Below are 15127 nucleotides of genomic sequence, written 5' to 3'. Positions count from 1 at the left end.
GGATGTTTCCGACGTTTTTTGTAGGGGATTTTCCTTACTATACATGGTCTTCGGAAAATTCAAAGAGGTTAGGTATATGCAAATAGCAACCATGCCCTACTCCGAAAGACTTAGTGCCCATACACCTTTGAAGATCCTCTACGTCCAACCGGGTACGAGCGCTTTCGCCGGTATCGAAAGGGTCGTGGATACGATCTGCTCCGGCCTGACGGATCAGTACGGGAGCGACTTCGAAGTGGACGTCCTCTACACGTCGGTTCACAAAAATCGCCCGGAGGGCAGGAACTACACGATTATCGACCGCGTGGCTTCGAGCCGGATCGAGCTGATGCGCAACTTCCGGAAGGTCATTGCGAGCAAGGATTATGACCTTATCGTCGTGCCGCAGATCGAGCCGACGGTGATCTGCATGGCCTCCTGCATCGGCATCCGGCGCCGGTTTGCCGTCCATCTTCACGGCAATCCGAAGCTGGAGCGCAGCCATATCAAAGCCAAGATACTCTTCCTCTTGATGAAGACACTTTTCCTGCCGAAGATCGCCTCGGTTTTCGGAACCTCGCCGCGGCAGCTCACCTCATTCAATGCGATGTTCAAGAGCAAGCGGCCGCATTATTGGGTGCCGAACCCGGTGCGAAAGTTTGACCTTTCCGATGCCGGCCAAGCACGCGTCGACGATAACGTCACGTTCATCAATATCGGTCGCTTCTCCTTTCAGAAAGGCCAGGACATTCTTTTGGCCGCGTTTTCCGAGCTGAGGAAAAAACGCAGCAATGTCCTGCTGAAAATCGTCGGTTATGGAGACGGGGAGGCGGCCCTGCGCGCCGAGATCGACCGTCGCGGCCTCGCGGACGTGGTAAGCCTGGAGCATCATCCCGAAAATCCCCAGCCCGCGCTGGCGGCAAGTGACGTCTATGTCTCCACGTCCCGATGGGAGGGATGGTCGCTGGCAATCTGTGAAGCCTTGCGGTTCGGCCTGCCGGTCATCGCGACGGATTGCGAATTCGGCCCGAGCGACATCCTCGTCGACAGCAGGCTTGGCCTGCTCGTGCCGGTGGATCGTCTCGAGGAGCTCGTGAACGCGATGATCTATTATTGCGACAATCTGCGTGCCGAGCAGGCCCACGCCGGCTTTCGGCAGGAGTTCATTGACTGCTACAGCCCGGAGCGGGTGCTTGAGGTGCATGCCAACGCGTTGCGGAACGCGGCAGCGGCATAGGTCTTTGCGGGCCAGCCTGAATGAAACGACGTGAGGTGGATCATGACGACGTTATTGTCCCGCCGCTCATTCGCCGTCGGCGCCCTGGCCTCGGCGGGCCTCGCCGGCGGTCTCGTTTGGCGGTCGGCGGCATCTGCGCGCCTGGAAGACCCCACCAGCGGGCGAGCCCTGATATTCGAGGACAATTTCACCAGGCTCGATTGGTCGACCTGGAGCGCCGGTCCGAAGCCGACGACCTCCGATCCGGGCTTTTACGGCCGTTCGGCTTTCGCGAGAGATCGCGGCGAAGAGGGCTTCAACCCCTATGCGATCGTCGACGACCCGAACGCGAGCGATGGCAAGGCGTTGGAAGTGGCCGCAAAACACATCGGACAGCCGATGAAGGTCCCCAATTATTACGGCAACGACCTCGCCGAATTTCAGTGGATATCGGGCAATATTCAGACGGCCAAGCGCGACGGCACGGTCCTCAAAGGCTGGCGGCGCGGCTATTTCGAGGCACGGATGCTGTTTCCGAGACACCCGCTGAGCTGGCCTGCCTTCTGGATGATGAACGGACGCAGCATCCTTCGTCCTCAGACGAGCATCGAAATCGACGTCGTCGAGCACAAGGGCTGGGAGCCGACGCTCTACGGGGCCTATCTGCACGAATGGGGGCAACCCGGCGAGCATAATGAAGGAACCGGCGTGCCCACTCCAATCGACATGACCGCCGGTTATTGCCGATACGGGGTGCTGGTCACCGACACCGAATGCACCATCTATTTCGAGCGGCAGCCCATCGTTGATACCAAGACCGGAATGCCGGCGGTCTGGACGATCAACCGCTCCGCGCAACTCGACGCCGATCAGGACGTGTTCTGGCCGGTGCTCACGCTTGCCTTGCGTTCCGATGTCCCTTATCCGCAGCCGCTCTTGCCCGCGGACACGCTCACCCGCATGCGGGTCGATTATTTCCGGGTCTATGCCTGACGGACAAGCTTTCGGTGCGCAATCAACTCACCTTTGCCGTCATGTAGCGGGTCGCCGGAGCGGTCAGCGTTTCGCCATCCGGCTCGGCGCTCGAAAGGCCGGCAAGGATAAAGAACACAAGGCCGAGATCGACGGTCGGTCCCGCAACCATGGCCCCGATCATCAGGCAGGCGCAGCCGTTGCGCGCGGCAAGCCGGATATCCGAGGTGAAGGTGCGCGGCGTCCCACGCCGTTTCGAGAATGCCGAAATCGCAAAGAGCGAAAACATGATCGTTCCGGGTATTCCCACATTGGAGAGCAGAGCGAACAGGAAGCTCGACGTGCGGGAGGTACCGAGGCCAACCCCGAGACCGTAGGAATCGAGAAAATTCTGGTATCCATAGGTGTTCCAGGAGCCGCGTTCGACCGCGGAAGACGAGGTGGACTTGCTGAAGATGAGCAGGTCAAAATAGTCGTAGAGCTGTCGGAAAAGCGCATCGTTGAGGGCAATCACCAATGCGACGAGACAAATCAGCGGCAGTGCAAACAGCACGATCGCCGAACTGTTCCGGGTTCCGGATTGCCCGCCGGAACGGAAGAAGGCGGTGATATACAGGATCACGAAACATAGCGGCAAAGCCAACAGGCCCGCCGACGACGTGGACCGTATCACCAGCAGGGTCGTGACAAGGAAAAGTGCGCCGCTCCATCTCAGGTCGCGCCCGCAGAGCCACAGCGTGCCGGTAAACCCGACTGAGGCGAGGCTGATGCCGGCAAATGCCGACGCTTCCGGCCATGAGCCGACGATACGCTTGACACCGGCGACGACGTCATCATCGTGAAATGTGTATTGGGCGTTGCGGATGTAGAGAAAGACGTCCTGAGCCCCCGTGCCATAGGTCGCGATGTCGAGCAGAGCAAAGAAGGCATTCGCGCCGGCGAATACCAGAACCCCGACGGTAATCGCCCTGAAGCCGGCCATGGTGGATCCGATTGCCAGGATCAGGACATAGGCAAGAAGATCTGCGGAAACGTAGACCGCCTGGGTGAAATTGCTGGAGACCGGCCCCAAAGGCACAGTGCGGCCGGTGGATGGATATTCGGAAACGCCGAGCGGGATGATGTCCGTCATGCGGGCAAACAGGCGCGGCGCGAAAAAACCCAACGCTGTTCCGTAGATCAGCAGACACGCCAGCCAGAACCCGGGCTTGGGGAAGGACAGTGCCTTGAGCGCGATGTTGAACTTGTCTCGATAGGTCAGGACGCTGAGGGCAAGGAATGCGAGAAAAAGGTGCGCCGGCTGGATGTTTGCGGATCCGATCAGGATCGCGGCTGCAGCACCGAAAACGGAAAGGCCGATGAACACGACGATGCTCGTATGGTATCCTGCAAACAGGCAATAGAGCCCCAGAACGAGCGTGAATATTCCGATGGGCTCCAAACTCATGCGCGATACCTGTCGTTGCCAGCGCCCATCAGCCGATCGTTCCGCTATTTGATGCCGGCGAAGGAGATCGTGGGCCGATGGCGGCCGGAGCCGAACCGGCCGTATCGGCGCCTTGCTCCGTCCTCTTCTGCGTCTCGATGATGAAAGTCGGCGGGTCCCTTTTGGCGCCAGGCTTGGCACGGGCGTCGGGGCGCACCTGCGCGACAATCGCCTTCCAGCTCCTCAGGACCGGATCGAAATAGGCGCCCCTGAACGTATTGAATTTCTGCAATGAGGCGTCGCTGTAGCCGGAGATGCCGAACACCGCCTTCTCTCCTCTTTCAGGCCGGTAGCCGGTTCCAAACATCCAGTCGAAGATCGAAAGGTTGGTTCCGAAATTTTTGTCCCAATGGCGCTCGACCTTGCTGTGGTGGATCTGGTGCATGTGGGGGCTGATCAGGAACCGGTCGAACCAACCCAGACTGACCGGAATATGCGAGTGCTTGAGGGGATCGAGCGTCCAGATGGTGAATATCTTGCTCGCCACGGCCCGCAGGGCGACGGCTTCGACGAGGCTGATGCCGAACAGGAACATGAACAGCCCGGCAAATGTGCCGGTGATCACACCAGCGGCGATCCCACCATAGACCAGCGGGAACGAGTGGCCGCGCTTGGATGTCAGGGGGTTGAGGAAGTCGGCCGAGTGATGGACTTTATGCAGCTCCCACAGGGCGGGCACCTTGTGTTCGAGGTAATGCACCAGGTAATCGGCGAACTCGGCGGCAATCAGCATCACGATCGTGCACGAGAACGTCACGACGTAATTGATACCCAGCGGTGAAAAATCGGCAAAGACGGATCGCAGACCAAAATCCGTCGCGCTGGATACCAGAGCCGTGACCGCGAGCCCTGGGGCGACGAAAACGAGATCCGTCAACTTTCTCCAGACATAGATGATGACATCCATGTGGAAACTCTTCGATGTGAGCACATTGAAAGGCACGCAGTGCTCGAACATTTCCCTGAATGAAAAGTCCGAGTGGTCTCTCCACAGCAGGAAGAAGAAGCTCAGCAAGCCCGCCCCGAAGAAAATCCCCCACGTGACGGCGAACTGCGGAAAATTCAGAAAATATGCCTGTAGATTTTCCATCGTGATCCCTTTCACTCGTTGCGTGGAGCCGAACGTGCTTCACGTCAGGACGCATTGGGGGACTGTGTATGGTCGCTATGGGTGGCAAGGCTTGCAACGCAGCGACGAACTGCCGGACGATCCGTTCCAAGGCTCGTGCCCTATCCGCCCCAAGGCTCGAGCCTTCGCCATGCTTCGTAAGTTACGGCAAAACCCAAGGTCGGTCGTTTTCCGAGCCGAGCCCTAGGTTATCTCCGTATCGCCGGTGGATGGTATCGCGTTGAGCCGTCCTGGCAACAGGATCAAAAGGTTTAAGCCTTGAGCGGCTTTCCATGGGTTTGTTGGGCAAATGGCAGACGATCCTGCCGACGTTCTGCGGAAGCCAGCCTGTCCATCCTCCGAAAGACGTATTTTGCAGAATTGCGGAAGGATCGGCTACTTTCGCGCGATCGGGAACAGTGGTTCTGTGAAGCTACTCGGGCTGGCGTCTGTAAAACGCCTAGATCATCCGCTGACCAAGAGTATCGCCCGGTCTTCGAAAAATTTGCTCTTAGTAAATCAAAATCTCTGATACAAAGGGAGGGCAACTGCATGATCATGAAGCATGAAGCCCAATTTTCTCACCGTCTCGGCCAATACCGGCAGCTTGGTTCTCAAGGGCCTGGCTTCACCTATTCGGGTCAACATTCTTCAGCTTCTCCATGATCGCGGCAAGCTCAACGTCAATGAAATCAGCGCGGCCTTGTCGCTGCCGCAGTCGACGGTTGCCGTGAACATTCTGACCCTTGAAGAGGCGGGTCTCATCGAGACCTATTCTGTCAAGGCGACCAAGGGCAATCAGAAGGTCTGCAGCGCCAAATACGACGAAATCATCGTTCGTTTCGATACCGCCGAGAAAGCAACGAGAAACAACCAGATCGAAGTTGCGATGCCTCTGGGCCTCTACACGAGCTGCGAAGTCTCCGCACCCTGCGGACTTTGCTCGCCAGACGGCGTCATCGGGCTGCTGGATGTTCCGGATTTCTTCCTCGACCCCGGGCGGGTGCAAGCGGCATTGATCTGGTTCGGCCGCGGCAATGTCGAATACAAATTTCCGAACAATGCCAAGCTTGTTAACTCGGCGGTCGAGGCCATCGAATTTTCGATGGAACTTTCATCGGAAGTGCCCGGCACGAACGTCAACTGGCCTTCCGACATAACGCTGTGGATCAACGAGCATCGCATCGGGACCTGGACGTCACCCGGTGACTATGGCGACAAGCGTGGGGTCTATACGCCTCACTGGTGGAAGCTTGAAGGCTCTCAATACGGCAAGCTGAAGACTTGGCGCGTCACCAAGCAGGGATCATTTATCGACGGCGTATCGATCTCCAATGTCACTATCGGCGACATCGGTTTGGCCGAGCATCATTCGATCAGGATGAAAATCGGCATAGAAGAGAACGCCCCCCATCCGGGGGGCATCAACATCTTCGGTCGCGGCTTCGGCAACTACGACCAGGACATCATCATGCGGCTCTATCTTGCCTGACGGCGGATGGGGCCTGTACGGGCCGTCTTCGACTTCGGTTTCACAGGGAAGCGCTGAACCGAACGACGCTCCATGACGCCGGAGGGACGGTGATCGTGACACTGTCACTCGTCACCTCTATGTCCTTCAGATCGCGAGGCGCCACGGTGTTCGGCGCATTTTTGGTGTTACTCGCCTTGAGATCATGGTGATGCAGCGAATGTGCTCGCTGCAGCTTTAGCCCGCCGAAGCCGGTTGCCGCGATATCAACCTGCATATCGTCGGAAAGATGCCGGTTCAGGATGAAGAGGGTGACCGTCTTGTTCTCTTCCGAATGCACCGCCGAGAACTTGAGGTACGGAACCGAGTCGATCTTGTCGTACAGGTCTTCCGTGTGAGTGGGGTCGTAGTAGCGGGTGGCATAGGTCGGCGTATCGACGCGGGTTCTGAGGACGCTGCCCCTGCCGAGATTGCTGAAGTCCGAGAAGGGCCAAAAGATCGTTTGCCGCCAGGCCGGTCCACCGGTTTCCGTCATGATGGGGGCGATGGCGTTTACGAGTTGGGCGAGGCATCCGGCCTTGACGCGATCGGCGTGATTGAGGAGTGAGATGCATGCGCCGCCGAAGGCAAGCGCATCCTGCATGTCGTATTCCTCCTCCAGGATGGGTGGGGCGACGGGCCAGCCTTCCTTCACGCGGTTATGTTCGCCGCGCCGAGTGCGATACCAGACGTTCCATTCATCGAAGCTCAGCATGATGCGCTTGTGGGAGCGACGTCGCGCCGCGACGGCATCGGCAATCGAAACCACCTCCTCGATAAAGCTGTCCATCAGGTCGGGACTTGCCAGGAACGACGGCGTGTCGTCGGCATAGTTGTTGAGATAGGTGTGCAGCGATATGAACTCGACGTGATCGAACGTGTGTTCGAGGACGATCCTCTCCCATTCGCCATAGGTCGCCATTTTTCGTCCGGAAGATCCGCAGGCCGCCAGTTCGATCGTCGGATCGGTCATCCGCATCATCTTTGCGGTTTCCACCGCGATGCGGCCGTATTCGTCGGCCGTTTTCGCCCCCATCTGCCAACCGCCGTCCATTTCGTTGCCCAGGCACCAGAATTTGATGTCGTGCGGTTTTTCCCAGCCGTGCTGTTTCCGAAGCTCAGAAAGATGGGTGCCGGAAGGATGGTTGCAGTATTCGAGCAGATGGCGGGCTTCGTCTGGCCCGCGCGTGCCGAGGTTGACGGCCAACATCGGTTCGATACCGGCCACCCGGCACCAGTCCATGAATTCGTTGGTTCCGAAATGATTGGTGTCGACGGATTTCCATGCCAGGTCGAGGCGGCGCGGGCGCTGCTCCACCGGCCCCACTCCATCCTCCCAATTATAACCGGAAACGAAGTTGCCGCCGGGGTAACGCATGATGGTGGGATTGAGCTCGCGCACGAGCTCCAGGACATCCCGCCTGAACCCCTTTTCGTCGGCCGTCGGATGGCCGGGTTCGAAAATGCCGCCATAGACGCAGCGGCCAAGATGTTCGACAAACGCGCCGAACAGGCGGTTGTCGGTGTCACCAATGATAAAGTCCCGGTCGAACCGGGCTTGGGCCTTGATCATCTCTCAAATCTCACTTTGCTTCAGGAAACGGTAATTCGCCGCTAATGCGACTGCAGCTCTGTCTCTTCGATCGACGAATCCGGCGATGCGCGCGCTTGCTGAGATGCGGCGCTGTCGCCGGTCAGCACGCCGCGACCGTTCGGGTCGGGAGACAGGATGGCGGACTTCAGGAGCTGCGAGTACGGATGCTGGGGGTTATCAAGGACCGAGCGTGCGTCGCCGCTTTCGACGATTTCACCCTTGCGCATGATGATGATCCTGTCGCTCACGTAATAGGCCGTCGCAAGATCGTGCGTGATGTAGATGATCGAAACCTTGAGGTCATCGCGCAGTGCACGAAACAGATTGACGATCGACATTCTCAGCGAGGCATCGACCATCGAAACCGGCTCGTCGGCGACAAGCATCGAAGGGCCGGGGATCAGCGCCCGGGCAATCGCCACCCGCTGGAGCTGACCACCGGAGAGCTCGTGAGGAAACCGCCCACGCACTTCGGCAATCGAAAGGCCGACATTGTTCAGCGCCTTGTCGGCCACGGCTTCCAGCTGTGCGGATGAACGGGCGTCGGTGAAGTTTCTTGCCGTCATGAACAGATAGCGATCGACGCGTTTCAAGGGATTGAACGCCTCGAAGGGGTTCTGAAAAATCGGCTGGACCTCTTTCATGAACCTTCGCCGCGCTCCAGTCCCGCGGATCGAAACCAGGTCGCGGCCCTTGAAAAAGATCGTCCCGGCGCTTGGCCGGACCATGTTGAGGATCATCCTCGCAAGCGTCGTCTTGCCGCTTCCGGATTCGCCGATGATCGTGAAGACTTGAGGCTCATCGCCCTCCAGGCAGAACGATACATTGTCGACGGCCCGGAATTCCTGACGGCCAAGCAGGCCTCCTCGTTTGTAGAGCCTGGAGACGCCGTCGAGCTGCAGAAGAGGAGCCGTCATCGCTCGGTCTCCAATTCCTCGGGCTGGTTCGGCTTCTCGTCAGGTGTCGGCAGGACGTCCGAACTCGCTGCGAAACATGCCACCTTGTGATCTTCCGCGAGGGTGGTAAGGGCCGGGTTCTCGTGTCGGCAGATCTCCATCGCCAGTGGACATCGCGGATGGAAACGGCACCCTTTTGGAGGATCGGCCAGGTTCGGCGGGGTTCCATGAAGCCCGTCGCGTGTATGCCTGTCGCCGATCGTCGGCAAGCTGGCAATCAGATGGGCCGTATACGGATGCAAGGGATTGGCAAAAACGTCAGCGGTTCGCCCTTCTTCGACAAGACGGCCGGCGTACATGATGCCGAGCCTGTCCGTGATGTTTGCATGAACCGTCAGGTCGTGGGTAACGAAGATCATTGACGAGTTGAATTCATGCTGTGTTTCTCGGATCATCGCCAGGACGTCTTTCTGGACGACGACATCGAGCGCGGTCGTCGGTTCGTCGGCGATGATGAACTCCGGCCTGCAAAGCGTAGCGAGGGCAATACAAACGCGCTGCCGCATCCCGCCCGAGAGTTCGTGCGGATAGGACCGGAGGATCTCCGCAGGAAGGCGCAGCCGCTCCAGATGGCGCCGCACCTCCTGGTCGAATTCGGCGCGTGGCAAATGCATGTGCCGGAACGCGAAATCCTCGAACGTCTTGTGAATGCGACGAACGGGATTGAGTACGTTCATCGACCCTTGCAGGATGTAAGAGAGGTGGCGCCAGCGAATGGCTGCACGTCGTGCCGGGGGCAGTGCATAGAGATCATCGTCGATGAAGCTGTATTTCACCTGCCCGCCAACAATTTCCAACGGGGGCCTGATCGCAGCCGCGATCGCTTTGATGAACGTGGTCTTGCCGCAGCTGGATTCGCCCGCAATGCCATAGATCTCGTGCTTGCGCACATGTATCGAGATCCCGTCGACAGCTCTTACTTCGCGGTCGATCCCGAAATATTTCATCCGGTAGTAGGCGCGGAGATTACTCGTTTCCAGGACGTGCGCGTGTCCGTTGCCGGCTGAGACGGGGATCTGCGTCATCAGGAATTCCCCATCCGATCGAGCCGGCTGCGCGGATCGATGTATTCATTCATCGAGATGGCCAGAAGGAAGAGGCCGATGAACGTCAACGTCACGAAGAGGGTGGGAAAGAAGTACCACCACCAGACTCCGGACACCATTGCACTGTGCTGGTTGGCCCAGAAGATCATGCCGCCGACGGTCGGTGTGTCGACATCGGTAAAGCCCAGGACTGCAAGCGTGACTTCGAGCCCGATCGACCAGTTCATGTTATTCATGAAAGTCGAGAAGACGATCGGCAGCACATAGGGCAGATGTTCCTGCGTGACGATCCTCGGCATCGACATGCCGGAAAAAACGCTGGTGTTGGTGAATTCACGGGTTCTGAGGCTTATCATGACCGATCGAATAAGCCGCGCATCATAGGCCCATCCGAGGCCCGCCATGACGAGTGCCAGCACGAACCAGGTCATGTCGTCACGCAACACGAAATAGAGCAGGACCAGAAGCGGGAACAGTGGAATGACGATAAACGTGTCGTTGATCGACATCAGGATGCGATCGACGATCCCGCCGACATAACCGGAGATCAGTCCGATCGTCAGGGAGAGTATGCGACTGATGAGCGCTACGATGAAGCCGAAGGCGAGGGTATTGCGGATCGCAAAGGTCAGTTGCCAGAAGATGTCCTGACCGCGCGAATTGGTTCCGAATATATATTCCAGCGACGGTGGCGCATCCAAGGCCACAACGTAGGAGTCGATCGGTTCGTATGGCGAGAAAAAGGAAGCTACGGCAAGGCCGAGGATGATCGCCATGATCACGCATCCGATTGCGAACTCGCCGTTATAGCGGAACAGGTCTCTGAGGACGGCAATCATTGGCTCACCTGTACGCGCGGGTCGATCAGGGGATAGATGATGTCGATGATGAAGACGGCCGCCGAAACTGCGATGATGGCAATCGAGGTGATGCCCAAAACGAGCGAATAATCGGCAGCATGGACGGCCTCAACCAGAAGGCGCCCGATCCCCGGGTATCCGAAGACCTGTTCGGTGATCACCGCGCCGTTGAAGATCGCGCCGATCGACATTGCAAGGCCGGTGATCTGCGGCAGGAATGCATTGCGCATGACGTAGGACGTTACGAGCTTTTTGTCCGGTACGCCGGCGAGCGCAGCATAGGTGACGTAGTCGTCGGTCACGATATTCGAGACCAGCGCCCGCATTCCCATGAACCAGCTTCCGACACCGACAAGGATGAGGGAGAGCGAAGGCAGAATGGAGTGCATCAGGACGCTGCCCACGAATTGCGGCGTCCATCCAGTCCGGAGGTTCATCTCGTAGCCGCCGCTGCTCGGCAGGATCGGCAAGAGGAATGTGAAGACGATCAACAGAACGAAGGCAACAATATAGTAGGGTACCGGATGGAGCCCCATCATGATCATGCCGAGGACCCGAAGGATGCGATTGCGGCTGTAGTAGCCTGCCAGTCCGCCAAGGACATTGCCAATAAACCAGCTCAATAGCGTCGACACTGTAAGCAGACCGATCGTCCAGGGGATGGCTCTTCCAATCAGTTCACTCACGGGCGTCGGAAATGCCGATAGCGAGGGGCCGAAGTCGAGCATCGCCAGTCGTCGCCAGAATATGAGATACTCCTCCCACAGATTGTCGCCGACGCCGTAGAGTTCCTTGAGGGACTGCCGAAGAAGCTCAATGGATTCGGGGCTGGAAAAGCCAAATGTGCTCACTTGTGCGACGGCATGCTCGACCGGATCTATCGGCGTGAGATGCGTGATCAGAAACGTGATGCTGATGCCGACAAAAACGACCAGCGCGAACTGTAGGATGCGCTTGGCCACATAGATGGCGTAGGATCGCATTGATGCCTCGTATATCGGGATGAGGTCTCCGCCCGGTGCCTTGGAGGCTCCGGGCGGCAGTTTCTCACTTTGCCGGCTTGGTCGGCTTCAAATTGACCATCATGTATTTAGTGTTGCCCCAGTTGGGGACCGGGTCCGTGTAAGGCTTGGTTGCGAGGCTCGGGAAGCCGGTCCAATACGTCGTGTCCATGGTCGTGAAGACGTTGTAGGCCATGAGCGGAATGATCGGCATCTCTTCGGTGGCCAACTTCAGATAATCGAGACCGAGCTCGACCCCACGCGGATCGTCGAAATCGATGGTGCGGATCTCCTCGATGATCTTGTCCAGCCTCGGTTCAGCCCATCGTTGCCAGTTTCTCGGCGGTTGCACCTTGCCGACGTCGACGACAAACTGGGAATGCCAGCTGTCGAGGAAGAACGACAGGTCCGGGTGACCGCCCCAGGTCTCGACGCTCCAGCCTATGAAGGTGTCGAAGTCGCCGACACCTCGCCGGTCAATCATCGTTCCCTGGGCGACGTCGATAACCGCATCGATGCCAAAACGCCGCCATTGCTGCGCGATGATCGATCCGGCACGCGTCATGACCGGCCGGAGATCGCCTTCGACCATGACCTTTACCGAAAATGGCTGCCCGTTCGGCTGAAACCAGCGCTCGCCCTGTTTGGTGAAGCCGGCTTTCTGGAGAAGTTCGGTTGCCGCCTCCGGATCAGGTTTCCACCATCCCTTGCCAAACGCGGTCGCTATATCAGCCGGGTCCGATGGTATCTGGTCCTTGAGGGACGGGCGCAGCATGTCTGCGATCTGCTTGCCCGTCGTCGGGTCGTAGGGCTTGATCTTCCGCTTGCCCGTGTCGAGTTCGAAACCCGTCAGCCACTGCTCCATCGGTTCGAAATAGTATTTCGGATAAAGACCGGTGGGCGGCACGCCGATTGCGGAGATGGTGGCGGCGCCTCGATAGGAAGCCATGCTGACAGCCTTGATGTCGATCAGCAGCGCCAGCGCCCAGCGGACGTCCTTGTTCTGGAATTTTTCCAGCCGATGGTTGAAGATGACCGCAGGCAGGGTCGGGTCAGGATGCGCATAGGGAAACCCCTTGAACCAGCTGACCGAGGACGGCGAGTCCTTGGCAAGCGTGAACATGCCTTCGGGGGACAGATCGTGGATGACGTCGAGACGATGATTGAGCTGCTCGATAACCCGTTTTTCGGGCGGTCCCGGGTCAATATAGGCTAGATAGCCGGGGCCGGGTTCGCCGAACCGGGCGACCGTGGTCCGCTTCCAATCCTCGCGTTTCTTCCAGATGAACCACTTGCCGCCGCGGTCGAAATTGTGGAGCGTATAGGCACCGAGCCCAACCGGCGGGTTGAAGTCGAACTTGAGAACGTCACCGGCTTTCTCAAACACATGCTTCGGCATCATCCACATGGCGTTCCAGCGAACCGTGAACAGTGCATGAAAGCGCGAATTGGGCTTTTTGAGCTTGAAGAGCACTTCTGTCGGGCTCTTCTTCTCGATCGCCGCGACGTTGATCTGAACCGGTGCACTCCAGCGCAGGCCGCTGGTCTTCATGTGGGTCTCGATCGTGAACACCACGTCGTCCGCAGTGAACTCCACGCCATCGCTCCAGAAGATGCCGGAGCGGAGCTTCACGGTCATCTCCGTGAAATTCTTGTTATAGATCGGCTTTTCTGTTGCGAGCGAATTGTCCCAGACACCATCGACACCGTGGTCGGGATCGATGTACCAGAAGGTGTCCATCATGTTCTGGTGGAGACCCGTCGTCTGCCCGCCGGCATTGATGGCCCAAATGTTAAACCATCCGGCGTTTTTGATCGTTCCTTCAGGGTTTTCGAGAATCAGCAGCTGTTCTCGGGGTAAATCGTTGCTTGGCACTTGCCCAAGCGCCGGCCTGGTCGCGAGAAATGTCCCCGCGAGCCACATAAATGTCCTTCTCGAAAGCATGCCGTATTCCTCCCAGTTTCCAGCGTGCTGATCGGCTACCCGACTAAACGAATACTGCCTGGGCGGTGCGGAAAGTCAACCGTTTTCGTGATTTGTATCATGTTTCGTGATATATTCGGTCGGCAGCCGATGAGCTCGAGACCCGGGAGTTGGCTCGCGAGCGTGGTACGCTGTGCAAAAATCGGTTGCCCCCGACTGTCAGTCGCTGGTTACCTTCGGCGATGCCGCGAGGTCTGTCGCCGACTATTCCTATGAAACGCCGGTCGAACCCCGCTTGATGAGCTCGCCGGAAATGCGGCGGATGACCGGTGGTTGGCCCGGAGCGCATGAACCGTTCTCCAGCATCGTCACCGCCACATCGACGATCGTATCGATCGGCTGACGGAACGTAGTTAGATCGTAATGCGGCCAGGCGGCCATGCTTATATCGTCGAAGCCTGCGACAGCGATATCTTCGGGCACGCGTACACCGCTTTCCTTAAGCGCGTCGAGGCCACCGGCCGCAAGTATGTCGTTGGCAAAAAAGATCGCGTCAGTTTCTCCTCGCGCAAGAATGTCGAGCGCAGCGGACCTTCCGGCATAGTAGCTGTATTCATTGCCATCGATCAGGGCGGAAAGCGTCATGCCACGCTCGGCGACGCGGGTGATAAAGGCGTTCTGCCGCTCCCGATTGGTTGTTGTGTGCGAAAGGCCTGCGACATAGGCGACGCGACGGCGGCCGATAGCATGAAAATGGTCGGCGATGGCCCGCGCACCCTCGGCATTGTTGCAGATCACACAACTGAGTTCGGTGTCTTCCGCCACGCGGTTGATCAGGATCGCGGCCCTGCCGTCGGTTGCCCACTGGAGCGTCGGGCCGGACAGGATGGTCGCCGAGATGATGATGACCGCATCGACATTGTAGCGCCTCAGCGCCGAAAGCTGCTCCTCGAGATCGCTGCCCCTGGTGATGTTGAACATCAGGCTCTGCAGCCCGATGCGCTGCAGGGCACGCGATAGCTGCTCGATCAGCGCCGGATAGAACGGGTTCTGCATATCGGAGATGACGATGCCGACGATATTCGTGCGGCTCTTCGACAGCATGCTTGCAATCGCATTGGGATGGTAATCCACGTTCTCGGCAAAACGGACGATCTTTTCGCGTAACTCGGGGGCGATGCTCGCGCCCGGCGTAAAGGCGCGTGAGACCGCCGATTGGCTGACGCCGAGCATGCGGGCGAGTTCACGCGCCGTCATCGGCTTGCGTCTGCTTTTTTCGCTGGCGGTCTCATTCCTGCTCAATGACGGCTCCCCTTGGTTTGGCTGCAACCGATGCGCGCTTCTCACTATGCCTCAAACAGCCGGCCATCAATATGAAAAATTGAGACAGTTCCTGATCTTGCATCCGTATGCAACGCGCGTTAGGTTCGGCATCGGTCGGGAGAACACCTGACCAGACAATCGGATGGTGGAGA

General features: G+C 58.3%; 12 protein-coding genes. 3 read left to right on the top strand and 9 right to left on the bottom strand.

Annotation, left to right across the window (positions count from 1 at the left end; translation table 11 throughout):
• The first annotated feature begins 76 nt into the window (after window positions 1–76).
• Window positions 77–1216, top strand: coding sequence for a glycosyltransferase (locus MOV63_RS06325; protein ID WP_247032687.1), 1140 nt, complete (start codon window positions 77–79; stop codon window positions 1214–1216).
• Window positions 1217–1258: 42 nt separating this feature from the next.
• On the top strand, window positions 1259–2188 hold the full coding sequence (locus MOV63_RS06320; RefSeq protein ID WP_040125433.1) for a family 16 glycosylhydrolase: 930 nt from the start codon (window positions 1259–1261) through the stop codon (window positions 2186–2188).
• A gap of 22 nt (window positions 2189–2210) precedes the next feature.
• On the opposite strand, the gene MOV63_RS06315 is transcribed toward MOV63_RS06320, so the two are convergent.
• Together MOV63_RS06315 and MOV63_RS06310 are read right to left on the bottom strand one after the other, a co-directional pair.
• Entirely contained in the window at window positions 2211–3614 is a 1404-nt protein-coding gene (locus tag MOV63_RS06315; protein ID WP_247032685.1) for a hypothetical protein, read from the bottom strand.
• Window positions 3615–3642: 28 nt separating this feature from the next.
• Window positions 3643–4560, bottom strand: a complete 918-nt coding sequence (locus MOV63_RS06310; protein WP_247032677.1) for a sterol desaturase family protein — start codon at window positions 4558–4560, stop codon at window positions 3643–3645.
• Window positions 4561–5326: 766 nt separating this feature from the next.
• Here MOV63_RS06310 and MOV63_RS06305 point away from each other — a divergent pair.
• Window positions 5327–6253: a transcriptional regulator gene (locus tag MOV63_RS06305; protein ID WP_247032675.1), complete on the top strand. Its 927-nt coding sequence runs from the start codon at window positions 5327–5329 to the stop codon at window positions 6251–6253.
• Window positions 6254–6293: 40 nt separating this feature from the next.
• Here MOV63_RS06305 and MOV63_RS06300 read toward each other — a convergent pair whose 3' ends face one another.
• The 7 genes from MOV63_RS06300 to MOV63_RS06270 form a co-directional block, all read right to left on the bottom strand.
• A complete protein-coding gene (locus tag MOV63_RS06300) occupies window positions 6294–7841 on the bottom strand; it encodes an alpha-N-arabinofuranosidase (protein ID WP_405029304.1) in 1548 nt (515 codons plus the stop codon).
• A gap of 44 nt (window positions 7842–7885) precedes the next feature.
• Window positions 7886–8782, bottom strand: a complete 897-nt coding sequence (locus MOV63_RS06295; protein WP_051900617.1) for an ABC transporter ATP-binding protein — start codon at window positions 8780–8782, stop codon at window positions 7886–7888.
• Window positions 8779–9846: an ABC transporter ATP-binding protein gene (locus MOV63_RS06290; RefSeq protein WP_247032674.1), complete on the bottom strand. Its 1068-nt coding sequence runs from the start codon at window positions 9844–9846 to the stop codon at window positions 8779–8781. Before MOV63_RS06290 ends, MOV63_RS06295 begins: the two co-directional genes overlap by 4 nt.
• Window positions 9846–10706: an ABC transporter permease gene (locus tag MOV63_RS06285; RefSeq protein WP_247032673.1), complete on the bottom strand. Its 861-nt coding sequence runs from the start codon at window positions 10704–10706 to the stop codon at window positions 9846–9848. The genes MOV63_RS06290 and MOV63_RS06285 overlap by 1 nt, the downstream gene beginning before the upstream one ends.
• Complete coding sequence (locus MOV63_RS06280) at window positions 10703–11710, bottom strand: ABC transporter permease (RefSeq protein ID WP_247032672.1); 1008 nt, start codon at window positions 11708–11710, stop codon at window positions 10703–10705. Before MOV63_RS06280 ends, MOV63_RS06285 begins: the two co-directional genes overlap by 4 nt.
• A gap of 64 nt (window positions 11711–11774) precedes the next feature.
• Complete coding sequence (locus tag MOV63_RS06275) at window positions 11775–13673, bottom strand: ABC transporter substrate-binding protein (RefSeq protein WP_405029303.1); 1899 nt, start codon at window positions 13671–13673, stop codon at window positions 11775–11777.
• Window positions 13674–13922: 249 nt separating this feature from the next.
• Window positions 13923–14954, bottom strand: coding sequence for a LacI family DNA-binding transcriptional regulator (locus MOV63_RS06270; protein WP_247032670.1), 1032 nt, complete (start codon window positions 14952–14954; stop codon window positions 13923–13925).
• Window positions 14955–15127: the final 173 nt, after the last annotated feature.

The sequence above is a fragment of the Neorhizobium sp. SHOUNA12A genome, from assembly GCF_023006505.1.
Lineage (GTDB): Bacteria > Pseudomonadota > Alphaproteobacteria > Rhizobiales > Rhizobiaceae > Neorhizobium.
Note: the sequence above shows the minus strand (reverse complement) of the source record. Positions and strands in the feature narration are given on the sequence as shown.

Bases quoted from the DNA above. Each gene is read 5' to 3' on its own strand.
- MOV63_RS06305 (WP_247032675.1), top strand. From the start codon at position 5,327: ATGAAGCCCAATTTTCTCACCGTCTCGGCCAATACCGGCAGCTTGGTT.
- MOV63_RS06285 (WP_247032673.1), bottom strand. From the start codon at position 10,706: ATGATTGCCGTCCTCAGAGACCTGTTCCGCTATAACGGCGAGTTCGCA.
- MOV63_RS06320 (WP_040125433.1), top strand. From the start codon at position 1,259: ATGACGACGTTATTGTCCCGCCGCTCATTCGCCGTCGGCGCCCTGGCC.
- MOV63_RS06315 (WP_247032685.1), bottom strand. From the start codon at position 3,614: ATGAGTTTGGAGCCCATCGGAATATTCACGCTCGTTCTGGGGCTCTAT.
- MOV63_RS06325 (WP_247032687.1), top strand. From the start codon at position 77: ATGCAAATAGCAACCATGCCCTACTCCGAAAGACTTAGTGCCCATACA.
- MOV63_RS06275 (WP_405029303.1), bottom strand. From the start codon at position 13,673: ATGCTTTCGAGAAGGACATTTATGTGGCTCGCGGGGACATTTCTCGCG.
- MOV63_RS06280 (WP_247032672.1), bottom strand. From the start codon at position 11,710: ATGCGATCCTACGCCATCTATGTGGCCAAGCGCATCCTACAGTTCGCG.
- MOV63_RS06290 (WP_247032674.1), bottom strand. From the start codon at position 9,846: ATGACGCAGATCCCCGTCTCAGCCGGCAACGGACACGCGCACGTCCTG.
- MOV63_RS06310 (WP_247032677.1), bottom strand. From the start codon at position 4,560: ATGGATGTCATCATCTATGTCTGGAGAAAGTTGACGGATCTCGTTTTC.
- MOV63_RS06295 (WP_051900617.1), bottom strand. From the start codon at position 8,782: ATGACGGCTCCTCTTCTGCAGCTCGACGGCGTCTCCAGGCTCTACAAA.